The 19,790-nt window shown below is 33.5% G+C and carries 20 protein-coding genes and 1 pseudogene; 1 reads left to right on the top strand and 20 read right to left on the bottom strand.

What is annotated here, in order from left to right; all coding sequences use genetic code 11:
* Positions 1 to 157: 157 nt before the first annotated feature.
* The 18 genes from B6K90_RS04730 to B6K90_RS04645 all read right to left on the bottom strand — a co-directional run bounded on the left by B6K90_RS04730 (position 158) and on the right by B6K90_RS04645 (position 16,418).
* On the bottom strand, positions 158 to 1,000 hold the full coding sequence (locus B6K90_RS04730; protein ID WP_088011600.1) for a hypothetical protein: 843 nt from the start codon (positions 998 to 1,000) through the stop codon (positions 158 to 160).
* A 142-nt stretch (positions 1,001 to 1,142) separates the two neighbouring features.
* A complete protein-coding gene (locus B6K90_RS04725) occupies positions 1,143 to 1,547 on the bottom strand; it encodes a MaoC/PaaZ C-terminal domain-containing protein (protein ID WP_088011599.1) in 405 nt (134 codons plus the stop codon).
* Positions 1,544 to 1,993, bottom strand: a complete 450-nt coding sequence (locus tag B6K90_RS04720; RefSeq protein WP_088011598.1) for a MaoC family dehydratase N-terminal domain-containing protein — start codon at positions 1,991 to 1,993, stop codon at positions 1,544 to 1,546. Before B6K90_RS04720 ends, B6K90_RS04725 begins: the two co-directional genes overlap by 4 nt.
* 20 nt (positions 1,994 to 2,013) lie before the next feature.
* Positions 2,014 to 2,772, bottom strand: a complete 759-nt coding sequence (gene fabG, locus B6K90_RS04715) for a 3-oxoacyl-ACP reductase FabG (protein ID WP_088011597.1) — start codon at positions 2,770 to 2,772, stop codon at positions 2,014 to 2,016.
* Between the two features lie 18 nt (positions 2,773 to 2,790).
* Positions 2,791 to 3,969, bottom strand: coding sequence for an acyl-CoA dehydrogenase family protein (locus B6K90_RS04710; RefSeq protein WP_088011596.1), 1,179 nt, complete (start codon positions 3,967 to 3,969; stop codon positions 2,791 to 2,793).
* 47 nt (positions 3,970 to 4,016) lie between these two features.
* Positions 4,017 to 5,000, bottom strand: a complete 984-nt coding sequence (locus B6K90_RS04705) for a quinone oxidoreductase family protein (RefSeq protein WP_088011595.1) — start codon at positions 4,998 to 5,000, stop codon at positions 4,017 to 4,019.
* Between the two features lie 21 nt (positions 5,001 to 5,021).
* Entirely contained in the window at positions 5,022 to 5,801 is a 780-nt protein-coding gene (locus tag B6K90_RS04700) for an enoyl-CoA hydratase/isomerase family protein (protein ID WP_088011594.1), read from the bottom strand.
* A gap of 24 nt (positions 5,802 to 5,825) precedes the next feature.
* Positions 5,826 to 6,893 carry a phosphotransferase family protein gene (locus B6K90_RS04695; protein ID WP_088011593.1) on the bottom strand — a complete coding sequence of 356 codons (1,068 nt, stop codon included), beginning with the start codon at positions 6,891 to 6,893 and terminating at the stop codon, positions 5,826 to 5,828.
* Positions 6,894 to 6,923: 30 nt separating this feature from the next.
* Entirely contained in the window at positions 6,924 to 7,325 is a 402-nt protein-coding gene (locus B6K90_RS04690) for an acyl-CoA thioesterase (protein ID WP_088011592.1), read from the bottom strand.
* An 82-nt stretch (positions 7,326 to 7,407) separates the two neighbouring features.
* The gene (locus B6K90_RS04685; RefSeq protein ID WP_088011591.1) at positions 7,408 to 7,977 is read right to left on the bottom strand and encodes a TetR/AcrR family transcriptional regulator; all 570 of its coding nucleotides are present in this window, start codon (positions 7,975 to 7,977) and stop codon (positions 7,408 to 7,410) included.
* Between the two features lie 163 nt (positions 7,978 to 8,140).
* Complete coding sequence (locus B6K90_RS04680; RefSeq protein ID WP_088011590.1) at positions 8,141 to 9,763, bottom strand: long-chain-fatty-acid--CoA ligase; 1,623 nt, start codon at positions 9,761 to 9,763, stop codon at positions 8,141 to 8,143.
* 60 nt (positions 9,764 to 9,823) lie between these two features.
* On the bottom strand, positions 9,824 to 10,576 hold the full coding sequence (locus B6K90_RS04675; RefSeq protein WP_088011589.1) for an SDR family NAD(P)-dependent oxidoreductase: 753 nt from the start codon (positions 10,574 to 10,576) through the stop codon (positions 9,824 to 9,826).
* Positions 10,577 to 10,609: 33 nt separating this feature from the next.
* Positions 10,610 to 11,848: an acyl-CoA dehydrogenase gene (locus B6K90_RS04670; RefSeq protein WP_088011588.1), complete on the bottom strand. Its 1,239-nt coding sequence runs from the start codon at positions 11,846 to 11,848 to the stop codon at positions 10,610 to 10,612.
* Between the two features lie 63 nt (positions 11,849 to 11,911).
* Positions 11,912 to 12,661: a 2-phosphosulfolactate phosphatase gene (locus B6K90_RS04665; protein WP_088011587.1), complete on the bottom strand. Its 750-nt coding sequence runs from the start codon at positions 12,659 to 12,661 to the stop codon at positions 11,912 to 11,914.
* A gap of 35 nt (positions 12,662 to 12,696) precedes the next feature.
* The gene (locus tag B6K90_RS04660) at positions 12,697 to 13,470 is read right to left on the bottom strand and encodes an SDR family oxidoreductase (RefSeq protein ID WP_088011586.1); all 774 of its coding nucleotides are present in this window, start codon (positions 13,468 to 13,470) and stop codon (positions 12,697 to 12,699) included.
* A 483-nt stretch (positions 13,471 to 13,953) separates the two neighbouring features.
* On the bottom strand, positions 13,954 to 15,219 hold the full coding sequence (locus B6K90_RS04655) for a S1C family serine protease (protein WP_167555275.1): 1,266 nt from the start codon (positions 15,217 to 15,219) through the stop codon (positions 13,954 to 13,956).
* A gap of 291 nt (positions 15,220 to 15,510) precedes the next feature.
* Positions 15,511 to 15,780 (bottom strand): helix-turn-helix domain-containing protein, encoded by a 270-nt coding sequence (locus B6K90_RS04650; RefSeq protein ID WP_235821710.1) that lies wholly within the window; start codon positions 15,778 to 15,780, stop codon positions 15,511 to 15,513.
* A gap of 155 nt (positions 15,781 to 15,935) precedes the next feature.
* Positions 15,936 to 16,418, bottom strand: a complete 483-nt coding sequence (locus B6K90_RS04645; RefSeq protein WP_088011583.1) for an Lrp/AsnC family transcriptional regulator — start codon at positions 16,416 to 16,418, stop codon at positions 15,936 to 15,938.
* A 228-nt stretch (positions 16,419 to 16,646) separates the two neighbouring features.
* Here B6K90_RS04645 and B6K90_RS04640 point away from each other — a divergent pair, with 228 nt between their 5' ends.
* Positions 16,647 to 17,570, top strand: a complete 924-nt coding sequence (locus B6K90_RS04640; protein WP_088011582.1) for a DMT family transporter — start codon at positions 16,647 to 16,649, stop codon at positions 17,568 to 17,570.
* Between the two features lie 233 nt (positions 17,571 to 17,803).
* Here B6K90_RS04640 and B6K90_RS04635 read toward each other — a convergent pair.
* Positions 17,804 to 18,581 (bottom strand): annotated as a pseudogene (locus B6K90_RS04635) (AraC family transcriptional regulator).
* Positions 18,582 to 18,606: 25 nt separating this feature from the next.
* Entirely contained in the window at positions 18,607 to 19,182 is a 576-nt protein-coding gene (locus B6K90_RS04630; RefSeq protein ID WP_088011581.1) for a LysE family translocator, read from the bottom strand.
* Between the last annotated feature and the right edge of the window lie 608 nt (positions 19,183 to 19,790).

The following is a 19,790-nucleotide window of genomic DNA, read 5'->3' as shown; positions in this document are numbered from 1 at the left end:
TAAATTCACCAAATCAGGCTGTATTTCCTCTAAAAAGCAAAAATGCATTACTTCACTTTTTAGAAGTAATGCATTTTCTCTGTTATCAGATATTTACCTAATGTATCGAATAGATTAGGACTTAGCGCTCCCAAATTCAAGAGTCAAACAACTAATACTATCTTTTATCATTAGGATCAACTTCAAACCATTCTGACATTGATAAGTTCGTAGTTGTGTCTTCCCAATCATCAATCGATAAATCAGAAAAATCCGTTTCTAATAATTGTTCAGATGTCTTTTGACTAGAGAGATTTTCTTGATTGTAACTATGATTGTGATTTTGATGTTGCTCGTTATTATGATTTGTAATAGAAGTTAATTCCGTATAATTTTTTTCGTTCAGACTCGTTAATCCTGTAGTTAGTCCGCTCGTTTGAATTTCGTCCATTGTACTTGCAGAATACTGGTTCATATTTTCTATATTTTGATTATTATACTTTTTCCTATTAGCTACTCTTGAGTTACTTGACTTTTCCTCGTGATGTTCATGGACTTGTTGCTCTTGATATTCTTTATGCTCTTGATGTTCTTGATGTTCTTTATGTTCTTTATGACCTTCCTGGTTAGGTTCAAATATACTTGCAGAAAATTCTTCTACATTATTTATTAGATTTTCAGCCCAATTAGGATGATCAAGATGGTGTTCATGATCTTTTTGATGATTGTGGTGTTTGTGCTGTTCATGATGCTCTTTATGTTCCTTATGTTCATGTCCTTTACTTTGATCTATATTGTGATGTGAACCAGATTCATTTTCACTGCTAATCATTGATAAAGTCGTTTTTAATTCTTTTTCTATATTAACAATTTGATGGTCAAAATTATGTAATTGCTTTTTAATTTCTTCCATATGAGACTCTATTTCATCTATTCTTTTGTTAACCTTATGCATATTTTTTTGGTGTTCATTTTTTTTTAAATCAAATTGCTCTAATAATTTATCAAATGAAAGATCCATTTTTCTCACCTATTTCGTTTTTTAATATTATGTGTAAATACACTGTATCCAAATCGTATTTAATGTAAAATTAACATTAGTCATAGTCCAATTTTTAAAATAAAAAAGGGACTCCTTTTAGAAGTCCCAATTACATTGCGTATCATTCATATAATTTAAATAAAATTTTACCAGTAATAACAGATACATCGTTCTGGTTTTTTGCGTTTACTTTAAAATGTAGTATGTTTTCATCAACTTTTTCGAATGTTGAATTTAATGTAATTACATCATTTAGAAATACCATATTTTTAAATCTAATGGAGTAATTTTCAATAAAGCCGACTTCTACATAATCTGAAAAAAGCTTCGCTAAATTCCCCATTGTCCACATGCCATGTGCAATTATTCCAGGTAAACCAGCTTTCTTTGCTTCTTCATCAATTGTATGAATTGGATTAAAATCACCTGAAGCTCCTGCGTATTTTATTAGATCAATTCGAGATACTGGTTCAAGTACGACTGGTTTCAACGAATCGCCAATTTGCAAATCTAATAATTCCGTCATACCGATAGCACCTTCCTAACCTCTTCTGTTATGATAACTACTGATTTCGCAGTAAATACAATATTGCCTGCTTGATCTTCTCCGTTATCTGACAGTACTAGAAAACCCATAAACCCATGTCCACCACGTTTTTCATAATAATCCTTTATCTCTGTAAAACAATTAATGGTTTCACCAACTAAAAGTGGCCTTTTATATTCAAATGTTTGCTCACCATGAATTAGACCAACATTAGGTAAGTTAAAATTCTCTATTTTCCCATAGTCAAATACTCTAGGAAATGTGGGCGGCGCAATATTTTGTCCATATCTAGATTGTTTTCCGTATTCTTCGTCAACATAAATTGGATGTAAATCACCAATTGCTTCAGCAAATTTTTTCACAGCACCACGTTCCACTGTATTTTTTACTGATTTAGACCGTTTACCAATAAAAGATTTAAACATATAATTCACCTCAATTTTTTTTATGCTTTAGGTCCACCTGCAACATATAAAACTTGACCATTTACATAGGAAGACTTTTCATCAGCAAAGAAAGCAACCGCATTTGCAATATCCTCTGGTTTACCTGTTCTTCCTGCTGGTATTTGACTTAAACTTGCTTCAACAAGTTGTTCAAACGTAATACCGATTCGTTTTGCTGTTTCTTTCGTCATTTCAGTTTCGATAAACCCTGGTGCCACAGCGTTAGATGTGATTCCATATTTACCGAGTTCAATTGCAAGTGTTTTCGTTAAACCTTGTAAACCAGCCTTTGCAGTTGCATAATTTGATTGTCCACGATTACCAAGCGCAGAAGTTGAAGAAATATTAATGATTCTTCCATATTTTTGTTTAACCATATAGGCTTGTGCAGCACGTACAACATTAAAAGAACCTTTCAAGTGAACATCCATAACAGTATCCCAGTCTGAGTCTGTCATTTTAAATAATAAATTATCGCGAATAACACCTGCGTTATTGACTATAATATCGATTGAACCAAATGTATCATGTACTTCTTTCATAGCAGTTTCAACTTCATTGGAATTTGTAACGTTTGCAACTTTTGTGAATATTTCATACTGTTTAAATTCAGAAGAAGTTTGTGATAGCGCTTCTTCGTTCACATCAATAATGGCTACTTTTGCTCCTTCTTTTGCAAATAATTCTACGATTCCTTTTCCGATTCCTCGACTACCACCTGTTATAAAGGCTACTCTACCTTCAAATCTTCCTGCCATTTTCCTCTCTCCTCTCTTTTAAACGTACTGTCCTAATTTAACATGTCCTTTTAGTAAATTACGTGAGATGATTAAGCGTTGAATTTCATCAGTACCGTCGTATATTCTCCATAGTCTTGCTTCGCGGTACCATCTTTCAATTGGAAGTTCTTTTGTATAACCGATTCCACCATGAATTTGAAGTACACGGTCAACAACTCGATTACCCATATTTGAACCATATAGTTTTGCCATTGATGCTAAATGTCTGTTGTCTTCACCTTGATCGAGTGTATACGCTGCATTTAATACAAGCCATTTTGCAGCTTCGATTTCAACAGCAGAGTCTGCAATTTGCCATTGAATAGCTTGTCGTTCGGCAATTGGTTTTCCAAATGTTTCTCTTTCTTTTGAATAATCAATTGCCATTTGTAATAAACGTTCAGCTGCTCCAACCGCTGTCGCTCCTACAATCCATCTCGCAAAGCCAATCCATTCAAGACCTAAATTATATCCACCATTTAATTCACCTAAAATATTTTCTTCAGGCACACGGACATTATCAAATACTAAACCAGCTGGCCCCCATTCACCCATTGTATGGATAAATTCAGACCTCCACCCCATGTCCCGGTCGACAATAAAACAAGTTACACCATCTCTACCACCAGTTTTTTGATGCCTTTCTTTATCCGTAATTGCAATGACCATTACAAAATCTGCTTCGTTTCCACCTGTAATAAATGTTTTTTCACCGTTTAATACCCATTCATTTCCATCCTTTACAGCGGTCATTTTAATATTTTGCGTATCAGAGCCCGCATTAGGCTCCGTCATCGCAAAACAAGATTTTTTTTCGCCATTTATAGTTGGAATCAAGTATTTCTTTTTTTGTTCTTCGTTACAATAAAATAAAATATTATCAGCATATCCACCAAATTTAAAAGGAACGAATGTTTTTGAAATTTCCATATAAATAATCGCTAACATCATTTGACCTAAATCAGCACCACCATATTCAGCAGGTGTATTAATTCCCCAGAAACCAGCTTTTTTCGCTTTTAATTGAAGTTCTTTTTCAACTGCAGGATCTAAGCTTGGTCTACCTTCACGCTCATTTCTAAGTACTTCATTCTCTAAAGGGATTAATTCTTTTTCAACAAATTTTCGAATTGTTTTTTGGATCATTTTTTGTTCGTCAGTCAGGCGTAAATGCATTTAAATTTCCCCCGTTTCGATCAAATCAAATTTTTCAAATCAAAAATTCAATATTTTCTCGGTTCTAAAATCACTTTTCCAACTGTTTTTCTTGATTGCAATATCGTATGGACATTGGCTGCTTCACTTAATGGAAATACTTCTCCAATCGTGATTTTTAATTTATCTTCAGCTAAATAAGTAAATAACTCTTCTAAGCTTTGTTTAATTAATGCCTTTTTTCTCAAAAGTGGTGGTAAGAAAAAGCCGATTACTGATTGATTTTTTGCCATTAAAGATGATGGGTAAAACTTACTTTGCTGGCCACTTGCTACACCATAAATAACTAATCTTCCGAAATAAGCTAGGCAATCTAACGTTTTATAAAAAACATCGCCACCAGCCATCTCTAAGGCAACATCTACACCTTTTCCGTTTGTAGCTTCTAATACTTTTTGATCCCAGCCTTCTTCTGTGTAATTGATTAATACATCTGCACCCATCTCTTTCGCTAGCTGTAATTTATCAGCCGTACTTGCTGTTGCGATTACCTTGCCAGCTCCAAAAAGCTTCGCTAATTGCACTGCTAAAGTACCGAGACCACCTGCTGCAGCATGAACTAAAACGGTTTCACCTGGTTCTAACATACCCATCGTTTTTAAAATATGATAAGCGCTTAATCCTTGGACAGGTAATGCGGCGGCTATTTTAAAATCCATTTCGTTTGGTAAATGAATAATCGAGCGCTCATCTGTCAATGCAAAATCTGAATAACCACCACACTCAAGCATTGAAACAACTCGATCACCAATTTTAACTGAAGTAACCTCTTCTCCAATTTCCACTACGACTCCGGCAACCTCAGCACCAGGTACATATGGCAAAGTAGTCTTGACGACATATTGATTTTCTCTTCGCGCTGTATCAGCATAATTAACACCTGCTGCATGTACTTCAATTAATACTTCTTTCCCCTTTGGTACTGGTCTTTCAAGTTCGACTTTTTCTAATACCTCAGGGCCGCCAAATTGTTTAAATTGAATTGATTTCATCGTAAACTTCCTTTCAGCTTTTTATTTTCCAGTAAAAATCGCTTTTCTTTTTTCTTTAAATGCAGCAACACCTTCCAGGTGGTCTTCAGTTGCTACCATTAATGGCTGAGTAATTCTTTCAAGCTCTAGCATTTCATCTAATGTGGATGTAAAAGATTGATCAATTAATTTTTTCATCATGCCATTTGCTTTTCCAGGTCCTGCGGCTATTTTATTCGCAAATTTTACTGTTTCTGCAGCTAAATTTTCAGGTGATACGAGTGTATTAATAATACCTAGCTGATACATTCTTTCAGCAGGAACTGGCTCTGCAGTAAAGAAAAACTGTTTTGCTAAATATGGACCGATTAACCTTGGTAGGAAATAAGAACCTCCACCATCTGAAATTAATCCAACTTGAGAAAAACTTAATGCAAATTTACTATTATCTGCTGCGATGATTAAATCACATGCTAAAGCCAAGTTAAAACCAGCACCAGCTGCAAAACCATGAACTGAAGCGATTACTGGCTTTTCAATCTCTCGAATCGTTTTAATTACTGTGTTTAAGATTCCGATATGCTCGTATACAGCATTGGGAGTGACGTTTCCCATCGTTTTCACATCTCCACCTGCTGAAAACGAGCGACCAGCTCCCGTTAATACAATTGCTTTGATTTCCGGATTCATTTTAGCTTGATTAAGCGCCTCTGTAATACCAATTAACATTTCATAACTAAAAGAATTTAAACTTTCGGGCCTATTTAACGTTAAAGTCAAAATCCGCTCATTAACGTCTACTAATAAATGTTGATTACTCATTTATAACACTCCCTTTATATGAATCTATTTAACTGCTAACTCATTCGCAATTCTAATCAAATTTTCTGCGAATTGGTCAAACTTCGCAAAACGCTGATCACTTGTTTGTCCAGCTTTAAATCGATAGAAGATTTGTTGAACAATTACTGCTAATTTAAAATAGGCGAAAGCCATGTAGTAATTAATGTTTGATAAATCTCTGCCACTTTTCTTTGCATATGCCTCAATCAATTGATTTCTTGTCATAAATCCTTCTTGAATCGTAACAGGTGGTTTACCTAATCCATATTTTAATAAATCTGGATCATCATTTTGAATCCAATAGCATAAAGCCACGCCTAAATCAGCCAATGGATCGCCTATTGTTGTCATTTCCCAATCAAATAGGCCAATCATTTCTTTTAAATCTTGACTAAACATCGAATTATTCAATTTAAAATCATAATGAATGATTGATGAGTCATGCATCTTTGGTACATTATTGATCAACCAACTCATTAGTCGATCAACCTCAGCAATATCACTAGTCTTTGCCCTGTTATAACGCCCAATCCAGCCGTTAATTTGTCTTTCCATAAAATTTTCAGGTTTAGTTATTTCTAGAAGTGTCGTTTTCGTATAATCAATGGAGTGTAATTCTACTAGCTTATTTACCATTACAGTAGATAGCCTTTTACGATCTTCAATCGTTACGTTTAAATGTGGAGGAAATGATGAGTCAAATACTTCACCATTTTTTCTTTCCATTATGAAAAATGGACTACCAACAATTACTTCATTCTCTGAATATAAAATTGGCTTAGGTGCAGCCGAAAAGTGAGGATGTATTTCTGATAAAATACGAAATTCTCTTTTCATATCATGTGCTTTTGGAGCAACTGGGCCAAGTGGCGGACGTCTTAACACAACTTCCCATTCTCCAATTTTTAATAAATAAGTTAAGTTTGAATGACCCGCTGAGAACTGACTAATCGTTAATTCTCCATCTGGAAGATCATCAATATTTTTTTCTAAAAATTTATGTAAAACATGAGGATTTAACTCTTCACCTTTACGAACTTGAATCGTTTCTAATTCTATTTTTTCAGCCATTTTAACCCTCCTTTATTAAGAAAATTCAGTTTATTTTACAACTAAATGCCTTTCTAACTGTTCTCTAAATAACTTAGGAAGTACTTCACTACGCTGCTCTTTAAAATTAAAAAATACGATAATCGCATTACCGGTTGCGATTAATTGATTTGTCTCTTCACAACAAATTTCATGTTCGAGATGAAAGCTTTTATTTCCTATTTTTGATATATAGGTAGATACTGTCATTTTTTGATTAAAGTGACCTTGATTAACAAAATCACACTTTGTAGATGCTAGAATAAACTTCCAATCATCTAGATTCATTGAATAGCCAAGCGATTGGAAGAATTTAATTCGCGCTTCTTCTAAATAAATAAAGTAACTAGTATTGTTAATATGACCTAATGCATCGGTTTCACAAAATCTAGGGGTAACGGTGAATTTTTCCATAAAAACTACCTACCTTTTTCAAAATTATTTTGTATTTACCAATACTAACTAGTCGGTATGTAAGGGATTAGGAGACAATAGGCTACTCTCCTACTTTAATCCCTTTTAAGATCATTTCTTGGAATGACTTCGCTATTTCAAATGCATTTTTTTCACCTTCAGCGTTATACCATTCATAACTCCAGTTCATAACTCCTAAAATACCGAATGTAACGATTGGTACGTCTAAATCTGATCTTAAATCACCATTTTTAATTCCTTCATTAAGAAGTTTCTCAATATTAAATCTGTATAAATCCCTTTTTGCTTTAATTTCTGTTAAACTTTCTGGATTTAAATGTCTCATTTCACGATAAAACACTTTTGCACTTGGACCTTGCTTTTTAATGTCCATTAAGCTTAAATAAATGACTTCAAACAGCTTATCTGAAAAGCTTTTCTTTGAATCATTAATAACGTCTTCCTGCTCATTTAATACTTCATCAATAAATTGAAGGTGAATTTCCATTAGAAGCTGTTCTTTACTAGTATAATAATAGTAAAATGTTCCTTTTGTAACTCCGATCGATTCGACGATATCTTGAATGGATGTACTTGTAAATCCTTTTTTATCAAATAGCTGTATTGAATGTTCCTTTATCTTTTGTTTCATTTGATGTCCTCGCAATCTTAAAAATTCAATAGAATTATATCATAGTACAAGGAAGTTTTTATAATAATCTAATTAATTCAATAAAAGGACATCACATCTTACTATATATATGGATGCTCCTTTTAAAATATACTATGGTTCCTTAAGAGTAGGATACTATTACTTACCCCTGCTTTATCGTACTTTCTATTTCTCTAATAGTTCTTCTTAATATTTTGCCAACATTTGTTTTTGGTAGTTCTTTTCGGAATTCAATCAATCGTGGAACTTTATATGTCGCTAAATTATTTTTACAGTATTCCTTCATTTCTTCTACAGTAAGATGTTTATCCTCTTTAAGTACAATCACTGCTTTCACTGTTTCCCCTCGATACGTGTCGGGTACACCTATTACAACAGCTTCTTTTACGTAAGGATGTTCATAAATTACTTCTTCGATTTCGCGAGGATACACATTAAAGCCACTAGCGATAATCATATCCTTTTTTCGGTCTAAAATTGACACGTATCCTTCTTCATCGACGCTCGCAATATCACCAGTATATAACCATCCATCTCTAATTGTATTTGCAGTTTCTTCCGGCAAGTTCCAATAACCTTTCATCACTTGTGGACCTTTAATAATTAATTCACCAATTTCACCTACTGGAACTTCGTGTAATCCGCTAGCTAGGTCAACGATTTTGGAATCAGTAGATGGATAAGGAATACCGACTGTGCCAGGCTTTCTTGCTGCAAATGCTGGGTTACTATGAGTCGTTGGAGATGCTTCAGATAATCCATAACCCTCTAATATTGTAGCACCTGTCTTTTTTTCGAATTGCTTCATTAGTTCTACTGGCATCGGTGCACTGCCGCTATTGCAAAGTTTTATTGCATCTATTCCATATTTTTCAGATTCAGGATGATTTATTAATGCAACATACATTGTTGGAACTCCTGGAAATAGCGTAGGTTGTTCATTTTTTATCGTATTTAAAACTTCTTCAATTTCAAAACGAGGAAGGATGATCATTTCATTTGCCATAAAAACACTTAAATTAATACATACTGTCATTCCATAAACATGGAAAAACGGTATGATTGATAAGACCCGCTCGCGACCAGGATCAAATGCGCCTTTAAAAAATTCTGCTTGCTGCATTATGTTTGCATATAGATTTCGGTGCGTTAGCATTACTCCTTTTGAATGTCCAGTTGTTCCCCCAGTATATTGAAGAATTGCAACATCTTCATGAGAATCAATTGTGACTGGCTTCAATTCTTGATCTCCACTTTGTAAAAATTTTTCAAATGATATCCCTACGTTATAATTCTCTTCTGTACCATTTAAATTTACGACAATAATTTTTCGTACATTCGTTTCTTCTACTAACGATTTGACGGTAGGGTACAAACTGTTTAATACTACAATCGTTTCAGTACCTGAGTCATTTAATAAATCTTTTAGTTCTCTTTCAACGGACATTGGATTTACTTGGGTTACGATTCCACCTATCGTAAGAATTCCATAATATGAAACAACATATTGTGGACAGTTTGGAAGCATGATTGCTACACGGTCACCTTTTTGAATTCCGTTTTTTTGCAAAGCAGAAGCAAATGAATTTACTGCCGACTGTACTTCTTTATAAGTCTTTTTGTTACCATAAAATGATAGACATGAATGATTAGGATAGGTTTCGACGGTTTCGTTAAACATTTCAGGAATTGATTTTCTCGGAATTGATAGTTCTTTTGCAATATATTCAGGATAGTGAGATAACCAAACTTTATTTGTCAGCATACATAACTCTCCATTTCAGATCATGAATATTGTTTAAAACTACTATTCAAAGCTAATAGATTAGAATATTAATCCTCCACCATCAACTGATAACGTTGCTCCAGTCACGAACGATGCTTCATCAGATGCTAAAAATAATGCTGCTGATGCAATTTCATCTGGAGTTCCAATTCTACCTAATGCATTTGCACGAGATAAAATTGACCACTTTCTTTCATCTTTTTTCCATTCTTCAATAATGTTTGTATCAATTATTCCTGGAGCAATTGCATTTACTCGAATATTATATTTTCCGTACTCTAATGCTGCATTTTGCGTTAATAATACTACTCCACCTTTAGAAGCATTGTAAGCACTTACATATTTTCTTCCTTTTAAGCCTAGTAAACTTGCTGTATTAATAATTACACCATTGCCAGATTTTATTAGCTCAGGAATTGCATACTTTATCCCTAAAAAAACACTCTTTAAATTTATATCAATTACCTGATCCCACTCCTCTTCCTCTAAGTCTACACTTCTTACTTCGGAGTTTCCTATTCCAGCATTGTTAAATAAAATATCAATTCTACCAAAATGTTCGACAGCTTGCTGAATCAAATTTTGAATGCTTTTGCTCTTTGCAACATTAGTTTTAACAAAAATAGCTTCTGGATTTTGTTCTTTTATTACACCTAGTGTTTCTTCACCAGTAACTTCATTAATGTCAGCTATAACAATTTTTGCTCCTTCTTTTGCGAAGCGAATAGCAGTAGCACGTCCGATTCCACTAGCTCCACCTGTAATAACTGCAATTTTATCTTTTAGTCTCATTTTGATCCTCTCTCAATCTGTCATTTAATTTTATTAACTTTTTATTGTAGAGAAGTTTTTTTCTGAGGCATGTTTTTTTAATTCTAATCTTGCTAACTGTGCCCGATGTACTTCATCTGGACCATCGGCTAATCTTAACGTTCGAGCATTAGCCCATTGAGCTGCTAACGTATAGTCATCAGATACACCTGCAGCTCCAAAAGCTTGAATAGCACGGTCAATCACTCGTAAAGCCATTGAAGGCGCGACGACTTTTATCATAGCAATTTCTGCTTTCGCCTCTTTATTACCAACAGTATCCATCATATATGCAGCTTTTAAGGTTAGTAATCTAGCTTGCTCAATTTCTATTCTTGAATTAGCAATCCATTCTTGAACTACGCCTTGATTTGAAATAGGTTTACCAAATGTTTCTCGGTTTTGAACACGCTTACACATTTCTTCGAGTGCCCGTTCGGCAGCCCCGATCAATCTCATACAATGGTGGATTCGACCTGGTCCTAGTCTACCTTGTGCAATTGCAAATCCTTTTCCTTCTCCCCATAAAATATTGCTTGCAGGAACTTTTACATTTGTAAACGTAATTTCTGCATGTCCATGCGGTGCATGATCATAACCGAATACTGGTAATACCCTTTCGATTTTTACACCAGGTGTATTTAACGGTACTAGAATCATAGATTGCTGTTCATACTTCGGTGCATCGGGGTTCGTTTTGCCCATAAATATTGCAATTTTGCATCTAGGATCCCCCGCTCCTGATGACCACCATTTTCGACCATTGATGATATAATAATCGCCATCTTTTTTGATACTTGCCTCAATATTTGTTGCATCAGATGAAGCGACTTCAGGCTCTGTCATTGAAAAGCATGAGCGAATTTCACCATTTAAAAGTGGCATCAACCATTTTTCCTTCTGCTCTTTCGTACCATATCTTTCTAATACTTCCATATTCCCTGTATCTGGTGCGCTACAATTAAACACTTCTGGTCCAATCATAGATCGTCCCATAATTTCGCATAATGGAGCGTATTCTAAATTCGTTAATCCTGCTCCTAGATCACTTTCAGGTAAAAATAAATTCCATAATCCTGCTTGTTTTGCTTTTTGTTTTAATTCTTCCATAATTGGAGGAACATCACTCCACCGAGTTTCTTGAGTATTCAACTGCTCCTCATATTTTCGCTCATTAGGATAAACATAAGTTTCCATAAATTTAGTTAATTTTAATTGAAGCTCTTTACTTTTTTGCGAATATAAAAAATCCATTTAATCATCCCTTTCACTATTTTGTTTTCGCCTAACAAGTTACAGTGTTTTATATAGAAATAGTTAAATAGTTTCCTCTGAAAAATTAGCATTAACTACGCTTATACCATCTATAAATATCGGTACTACTTCAAAAATACTTTTATTACTTACAAATTTTAATTCCTCTTCAAATCCATAGCGAATTAACATTTTACCGACATTCGATTCAGCTAAAATATCATTACATTTTTCTTTTAAACCTAAGTAAAAATGATGGGCAGATCTAGCTGCATCAGATAATTCTAAATGATATGATTCATTTAATAGGCAATCAATAAAATAACCTGCCCCATAAAAATCTTCCATATTAAATTGTCCAGACGATCCAGAACATATTAAAATAACAGACTCATCTTTATAGGATTGTCTTAAATGATTTGCAACTGCGTTTGCATTCAAAATCGATGCAGCGTAGACTCTCTTTGCATTTTGAGAATTTTTTAACGCCACTGTTCCATTTGTTGTTGATAATACAATTGACTGATTGGAAACAACTTTCTTTAGCGTTAATGGATTCGGTGAAAGAAAACCTTCAATTGTATTCCCTTCATATTCACCTATTAATAAATATTCTTTGCTCTTATTTTTGTTTGTATATTGAACTGCTTCTTGTCCACTCATAACTGGAATGACCTCTTTAGCACCAAAGGCTAATGCGGCTGTAATCGTTGAAGTAGCAAGCAATATATCAAAAACGACTACTAACTTTTCATCGTTTAGTTTTTGATCATCAATTTCCTCTTTTTTCATCAAAAGATGAAGTTTGCCCATTTACAAAACTCCTTTTGATTATGAAGTTTGAAACATTACACGATTGATGTTCCACCATCAACAACAAGGACAGATCCAGTCACATAATTTGAAGCTGGCGCTGCTAAAAATAAAGCCGCTCCTTTTAACTCATCTTCATTCCCAAATTTCTTAAGTGGAATCGTTTCTAACATTTCAGCTGTACCATGAGAAATAACATCTTTAGTCATTTTTGTTGGAAAAAATCCAGGAGCTAATGCATTTACATAAATGCCACTTGAACCCCATTTCGCAGCTAAATCTTTTGTAAAGCTGATCACTGCTCCTTTACTAGCACTATAACCAACAGCATTCAATACTTTTGGATTCGTTCCTACTAAACCAGCAATTGAAGCAATATTTATAATTTTTCCGCTCTTTTGTTCTAACATTATTTTTCCTACTGCTTGAGACATTAAAAACGTACCGGTCACATTAACATTCATTACTTTATTCCATGCTTCTAATGGCATCTCTTCAGCTGGAGCCCCCCAAGAAGCACCACTGTTATTTACTAAAATATCAATTCGACCAAATTTCTCCTTCGTTACATCTACTACTCTTTGCACATTCTCTTTGTTTGTTACATCACACTTGAGAGCGAAAGATTCCACACCTAAACTTTTCAATTCTTCACTTATTTCCTGGCATGCTTCTACATTTCGAGAACAAAGTACTACATTTGCTCCTGCTTCAGCAAATCCTTTCGCAATTTGTTCACCTAGACCTCGTCCACCACCAGTTATAATTGCTACTTTCCCGGTTAAATCAAATAACTCTTTTACGTGCATTTCAAAACCTCCTAAAATAGTATTTATTATACAAAACCCCTATTTTACTCAAAACTTTAGACTCATTTAAACAAACGATTCAGATACTAACCAGTCGGTATGTTTGTTAATTAGATAATACTAGATAAATTCTGAATATTCAATATTAAATACTGTTTATTTTTTTATGTTACTTTTTATCCATATTCATATTTACAAGATTAATTGCTTACTATTTTGGTTTTGGTTAGATACATCCTTGATTTTCCATTTAACCGGGTGGATTTTTGATAAGTTCATAACCAATCCTCTTCTTTGCTATAAATAATAAACGGCTCATTTTGTTTATCCCTCTACAATTTGTTTTGCTAGTTTTTTATCAATCTTTTTAATGCCAATTGCAATCTACATTCAACAAAATGGAGCCGTTTCATTCATTGTGACTATAATGAATGTCAACAATGCTATTGGGGACCGGAATATCAAGAACCATTTACGATGCGTTTAGTCGGATACATTTTCGGAAGATGTTGGATTCGGTTTGGTAATTAGTTGTCGTTTGCTGTTAAACATGAAAGTGTAAAGAAGAAGAATGAGGATCAGTATACATGCGATAGTATCTTGAATGTAAAAACTAGTTTTGTGATCAGCCCAAAGTGTTTTGCTTGAGCCCATTTTTTCTTTTGATTCACGAATGTAACGCTTTACTTCTGGGTGTTTTGGATAGATTTGTTGGAGAGCTTCGAATTTCGACAGAGCATCTTTGTAATAGCCCGACCAATAGAAAGTTAACCCTTCTTGGAACAATTTATCAGTTTGGCTTTCTGTGAAGTGTACATCCGCTTTTTTGACAACTTTTTTCATCGTGTTCACAGGTACCGCAAAATGAAATCCTTGCACTTCTTGGTCATTCACCGTATCCCCTCTAAACGTGAGTAAGCCAATCAATTCTCCTTTGTTGTTAATGATCGGTCCGCCACTATTTCCATGGGTAGATGCTGCATTGATTTGAAGTACTGGGCTACCAGCTAAGGTTGTTTTTGAGATGGCTGAGATTTGCCCTTTATTCATCGTTGGGATTACATAACTATGCATAGATAACAACTCAGAATCTGCCGCGGCTGGGTATCCAATCACCCAAATATTGTCTTGATTTAAAATGGAGTCACTGTTTCCAAGTGGAATCGTTGGATAGTTGGAGCCATCTATTTTTAAGAGCGCGACATCTTTTCCATGATCGGTAGGTTGTTGATAACTTTTGACGACTGCGCTAATAGGATCATCTATAGTCGGTAAATATACATCGACGCCTTTTTCGAAAATTTCGTAACTAGTATACTGTTTCAAGTACGCATCAGTGAATTTGTGTGTCCATTTGTTTGCCGTTGCAACATCATCCACTAGAAATGAAAATGCCTCAGAGACAATATCTTTATCTGACAATTGCTGTGAATAAACGAGAACATGAGCGTTTGTGACAATGTAGCCATCAGAATTAATGATTGCGCCTGATCCAAAACCGTCCAGTTCGGTTTTATAATCCCATTTCTTCAACACACACGTTACACGTTCATCATCTAAAGTAATCGTCCATTTCACAATCGCATAATCAACAATTCGGACAACCGCAGGTTTTGTGGTTTCAGCTAATCGTTGAGGTTTGAGTACGCTAGGGGCAGCTGGTTTAGTCGAAATGAGCACAAGCGATGTAGCGATTAAGATGGCCAAAACGATACAAAACGGAATGGTCACGAATGCTTTTTTTTTCATTTTAAACATCCTTTCATTTGTTTTGCTTACGTTCACTCCCAATCGAGAGTATATATACAAAAGCAAAAAAATGACATAAAAAAAAACCTAACTGAAATTGGCACTTAAAATCAATCATTTCTTGGGCTATTAATATCGAGCTTTAAATAAACTAAATTTTGTTATATATATTCCTTAACTTTATCTTTAATGCAATAATAAAAGCCGCATTTAAGCAGCTGCAATAACTTCTACCTCTATAAAAATACAGTAATAAAAAATACCGGCCACATACAGTAATTGAAACATTACTTAGTTAGGGATCGTTGTTAATTGTACATTTAATAACCATTTATCGATTGCTGATTTAGGATAGTAAAATTCAGATCCAATTTTTATATGTGGGAGTTCACTCGTATAACTACCATCTCCATCATATAACTCTGTTAGTTTTTGAATTTCTTCCTTACTTAATCCTAAATATTCAACTAATTCTGACTGTGTTAATAGTTGATGTTGTATAACTTGTTTGGTTGAAACTTTTGTTTTCAATCCACTAGAAATCATCCAACTTCCGATCACAATGCATACTCCTAAAAGAAATATCGATATAGCTATAATATAATTTTTCATATGATCACCTCTGATAATTTTATTCAACATAGGCACACATTAACCTTTTTTAATAAACTTTTCCCTTGTGTAATCACAACCACAGATTGAGAATTAGAAAAATATTATTCTTCTTCACATATCGGCAAAACGGTAGAATATTTAATTTCTCTTAAAGCTAAACTTGTTTGTATTCTTGTAATTCCAAGCTGATTTAGCTTCCGGATAAAGTTCTCCAATTCCTTTCGTTCTCTGTTCGCAACTTTTAATAGATAGTCATACTCTCCTGTTAATAAGTGGCACTCTAAAACTTCAGGCATGGATTTTAACTCTTTCTCTAACACTTCTAACTTATTAGCTTGATGGATATTTGTATTGATAAATATAAAACAAAGTAAGTCAAAGCCTAGCTTTTCTTGATTTAAAATCGCAACTTGCCGATCGATATACCCTTCATTTTCTAATCGTTTAACCCTTGCATGTGTAGCTGGTGGTGACAAGTTTACATGTCGCGCTAGTTCCGTATTGCTTATTTGGCTTTCCTTTTGTAGCTTATCTAAAATTTTAAGATCTACTTCATCTAACACTTTACTTCCTTGGTATTCCACTATTATCTACTCCCTTTCAATTATTCGGAAAATAGTTTGAATTCAACATTTAAATTGAATTTTTTTTCTTAAAACACCTCTTTAAATTAAGATTATTTTGTATTTAGACCATTATACAAAATAATACACGGTAAAATAAACAATTATGTTAAACTATTTAAAAAAAGTAAGGAATCACTGTGTAAAGTCTTTTTAAACCTTAAGAACAGTGAAATAGGGGGTTTGGATATGCCAATTTTATATATACTGTTGTTATTATTAACAAGTTTGTTATGGGGAGGAAATTTTGTCGTTGGAAAATCACTTGTTGGTCATGCTTCACCAATGACTTTGACGACTCTTAGATGGGGGATTGCAATTATCGTATTATTACCAATAGTATGGTGGAAAGAAAAGAAGATTTTACCTCCACGTAAAGCTATTCTCCCATTAATCATGATGGGAGTAACAGGTGTTGTTCTTTTCAATCTTTTTCAATTTATGGCATTAGAAAAGACATCTGCAACGAATGTTGGTTTAATTTCAACCTTAAATACAATCTCCATTGCTTTATTCTCATCTTTATTTTTAAAAGAAAGAATGAACTTTTTACAAATATTTTCGATGTTTATTTCCTTCTTAGGAGTTATTCTTGTGCTTTCAAAAGGAGATATGAATCTACTATTCTCAATGAAGTTTAATTTAGGTGATTTATGGATGGTCATTGCCGTATGTATATGGGGAATCTATTCGGTATGTAGTAGATGGGCAACGAGGTTGGTATCACCTATGCTGTCTACACTATATTCGGGCATATTTGGGCTTGTTACAATCATCCCTTTTAATCTCTCAAATTTTACACTCGTAAATATAAATGGCTCATTTATTTTCTCAATTTTATATACTGGGATTATTTCAACTGTCTTATGTATGCTCTTTTGGAATATTGGTGTCCAAAAAATTGGGGCAACTTCAGCAGGTATTTTCTTAAACTTCAATCCCATTTTCACAGCCATTTTAGCGTTTTTCTTATTAAATGAAAAAATGACATGGGTTCAAGCACTTGGGAGCATAATTGTTATTGTAGGTAGTTTCTTATTCACTTACTTTAAAACAAATGGAATTTCTAAAAACAAACGGATTATAAAGAAAGCAATGAAATCTCCTGCATAAAATGTTATCCAGTTGTAGGTTAAAGTGAACGATCTAAAAATCGATATCATGTAACTATTGTTCAGCTAATGCATAGCCCATAATTGAATTAACATATTAAAAAAGCCTGAATCTACAATTACTTGGTAATCATAGATTCAGGCTTTTTATATTATACTTGTTTTCTATAAGATAAATATGCTTTCGTTCTTTCCCACTTAAAATAATATCAAAAGGACAATCATCCGTTCTCCTTAATTTAAATATGACATATACTCATATGCTGTTGTTCCATATACGCTCTTAAAATGTTTATTTAAATGGGTTAAATCTACAAAGCCACATTCCAAAACTGCTGAATAAATACCTCTATTTTTTTCTATCAGCTGCTTTGCGCGTTCGATCTTACAGTTAAGATAGTATTGGTACGGTGATATTCCAGAATGAGTCTTGAAGTATCTAATAAACTTAAATTTCGATAAATTTAGTTCTTTACTTATCTCATCAAGCTTAAGAACATTTTCCAAATTGGTATGGATCAAATTCTTCGCTTTTTTCATTAGTGCGTTATCTTTCTTAAAATTTGTTGAAAGATTAGTTCTAATTAGACCATCTGTAAGAGATACTAGTAATTCACTACAAAATGCCTCATCTTTTTCACTTAATATTGCATTAGAAAGACTTTACTATTTTTTGTTCAAGAATATGATCATACACAATAGGGTTTGAAAAACGTACTAAACCCTTGTTTTCATTAACTTCTAATAGCAATTGTGGATCAATATATAGCATTACATAATCAATGCCAGACTCATCATATGCCATTCCGTCATGAGCTTGTTCTGGATTAAAAAGCATGACACCATTTTGATGTGATGACTGTAAACTTCCATCCAGATTATACTGTTGAATACCTCGTAATGTAACACCTATTGCATACTCCTTGTGGGAGTGTTTCTTATACTTAAAATCAGTAATTCTTGCTGATAGCGCCGTAATACCTGATGATTTTTTATAGATAAATTTCTCCATTAAATTCACCTCTTTAAAAGCTTACTTACATCCATATCATAACTGCAGCATAAACTAAAAATAAGGCCATCACGATATTAACAGTCTTTTTGTGTTTCTGTAAAAACACTTTGAAGATTGAACCGAAAAGAACCCAAGTAATAAATGCTAAAAATCCAATCATTGTGATCACCATAACACTAATTGTAACAGCAGGCATTGCGACATAATATGGCAATATATAGCTAGGAATAACTGTCATTGTAAATAATACTACCTTTGGATTTAAAAACTGCATAAAAAAGCCTGACAAAAAAGTACCTGATTGCTTTTCGGATGATTTGGATGAATCCATTTTGTAAATTTGATAAGCAAGATAGATCATATAAAAGCTTCCTATTACCTGCATAAAAATTAAAATTTTGGGAATTATCTCAATCAGCATAGTGTTTACCATTGCAGAAATTAAAAGTAATAATCCAAAAGCAAGCGTTGCACCATACGTATATTCCAATGCCTTTTTTGTCCCATTATTATGCACTGTCGATAATATTACGATATTAGTAGGCCCTGGTGTAAAAGTAACAATAAAACAATAAACTATAAAAGATGTAAAATTCATGAGGTAACTCCTTTCAAGTTATTCTCATCTTACATCTTAAATTTAAATGCTATATAGTATATTATTGCAGATTTATTCTATAAATTAATCCTACAAATACTGGGTACTGATACTAAGTTATAAATTTTTTTGAAATAAACATGCTACAATGACCTATTGTCAAATAGTTAAATTAATGTTACGATTGCTTTGCTTTAAAATAAATCATAACGAGGTGAGGAAAATGAATACAAAAAAATATACATTTTATCCTCATCATATTGCTTTTTAGTTATTCTTTTACTAATACATTAGGCTCTGAGGGTAGGATTCACTCTCAGAGCTTTTATATTTTGGTAGAAAGAGCAAACTTTCTTGCCGACCTATGACAGCCACTTACAGAGTGGCTGTCATTTTTTTTGGATAAAAGCTTGTTCAAGGCAATAATATTGGTTTTATTTTGAAGTTGGTTTAGATTAATCTTTTTTTTTACAAATTGATCTGAACTCTATTAGGGGGATATTTATTGAATTTAAATTACTTAGGATGGAATTCATTTTCCACGGAAAATTTCAAACAATGCTGGTTTATGTTTGAACAGGTTTATACCAGGGGATTATGGGCCTATC

The organism is Gottfriedia acidiceleris (assembly GCF_002128425.1).
GTDB classification, from domain to species: Bacteria; Bacillota; Bacilli; order Bacillales; family Bacillaceae_G; genus Gottfriedia; species Gottfriedia acidiceleris.
This window is presented reverse-complemented; position numbering and strand designations above follow the sequence as displayed.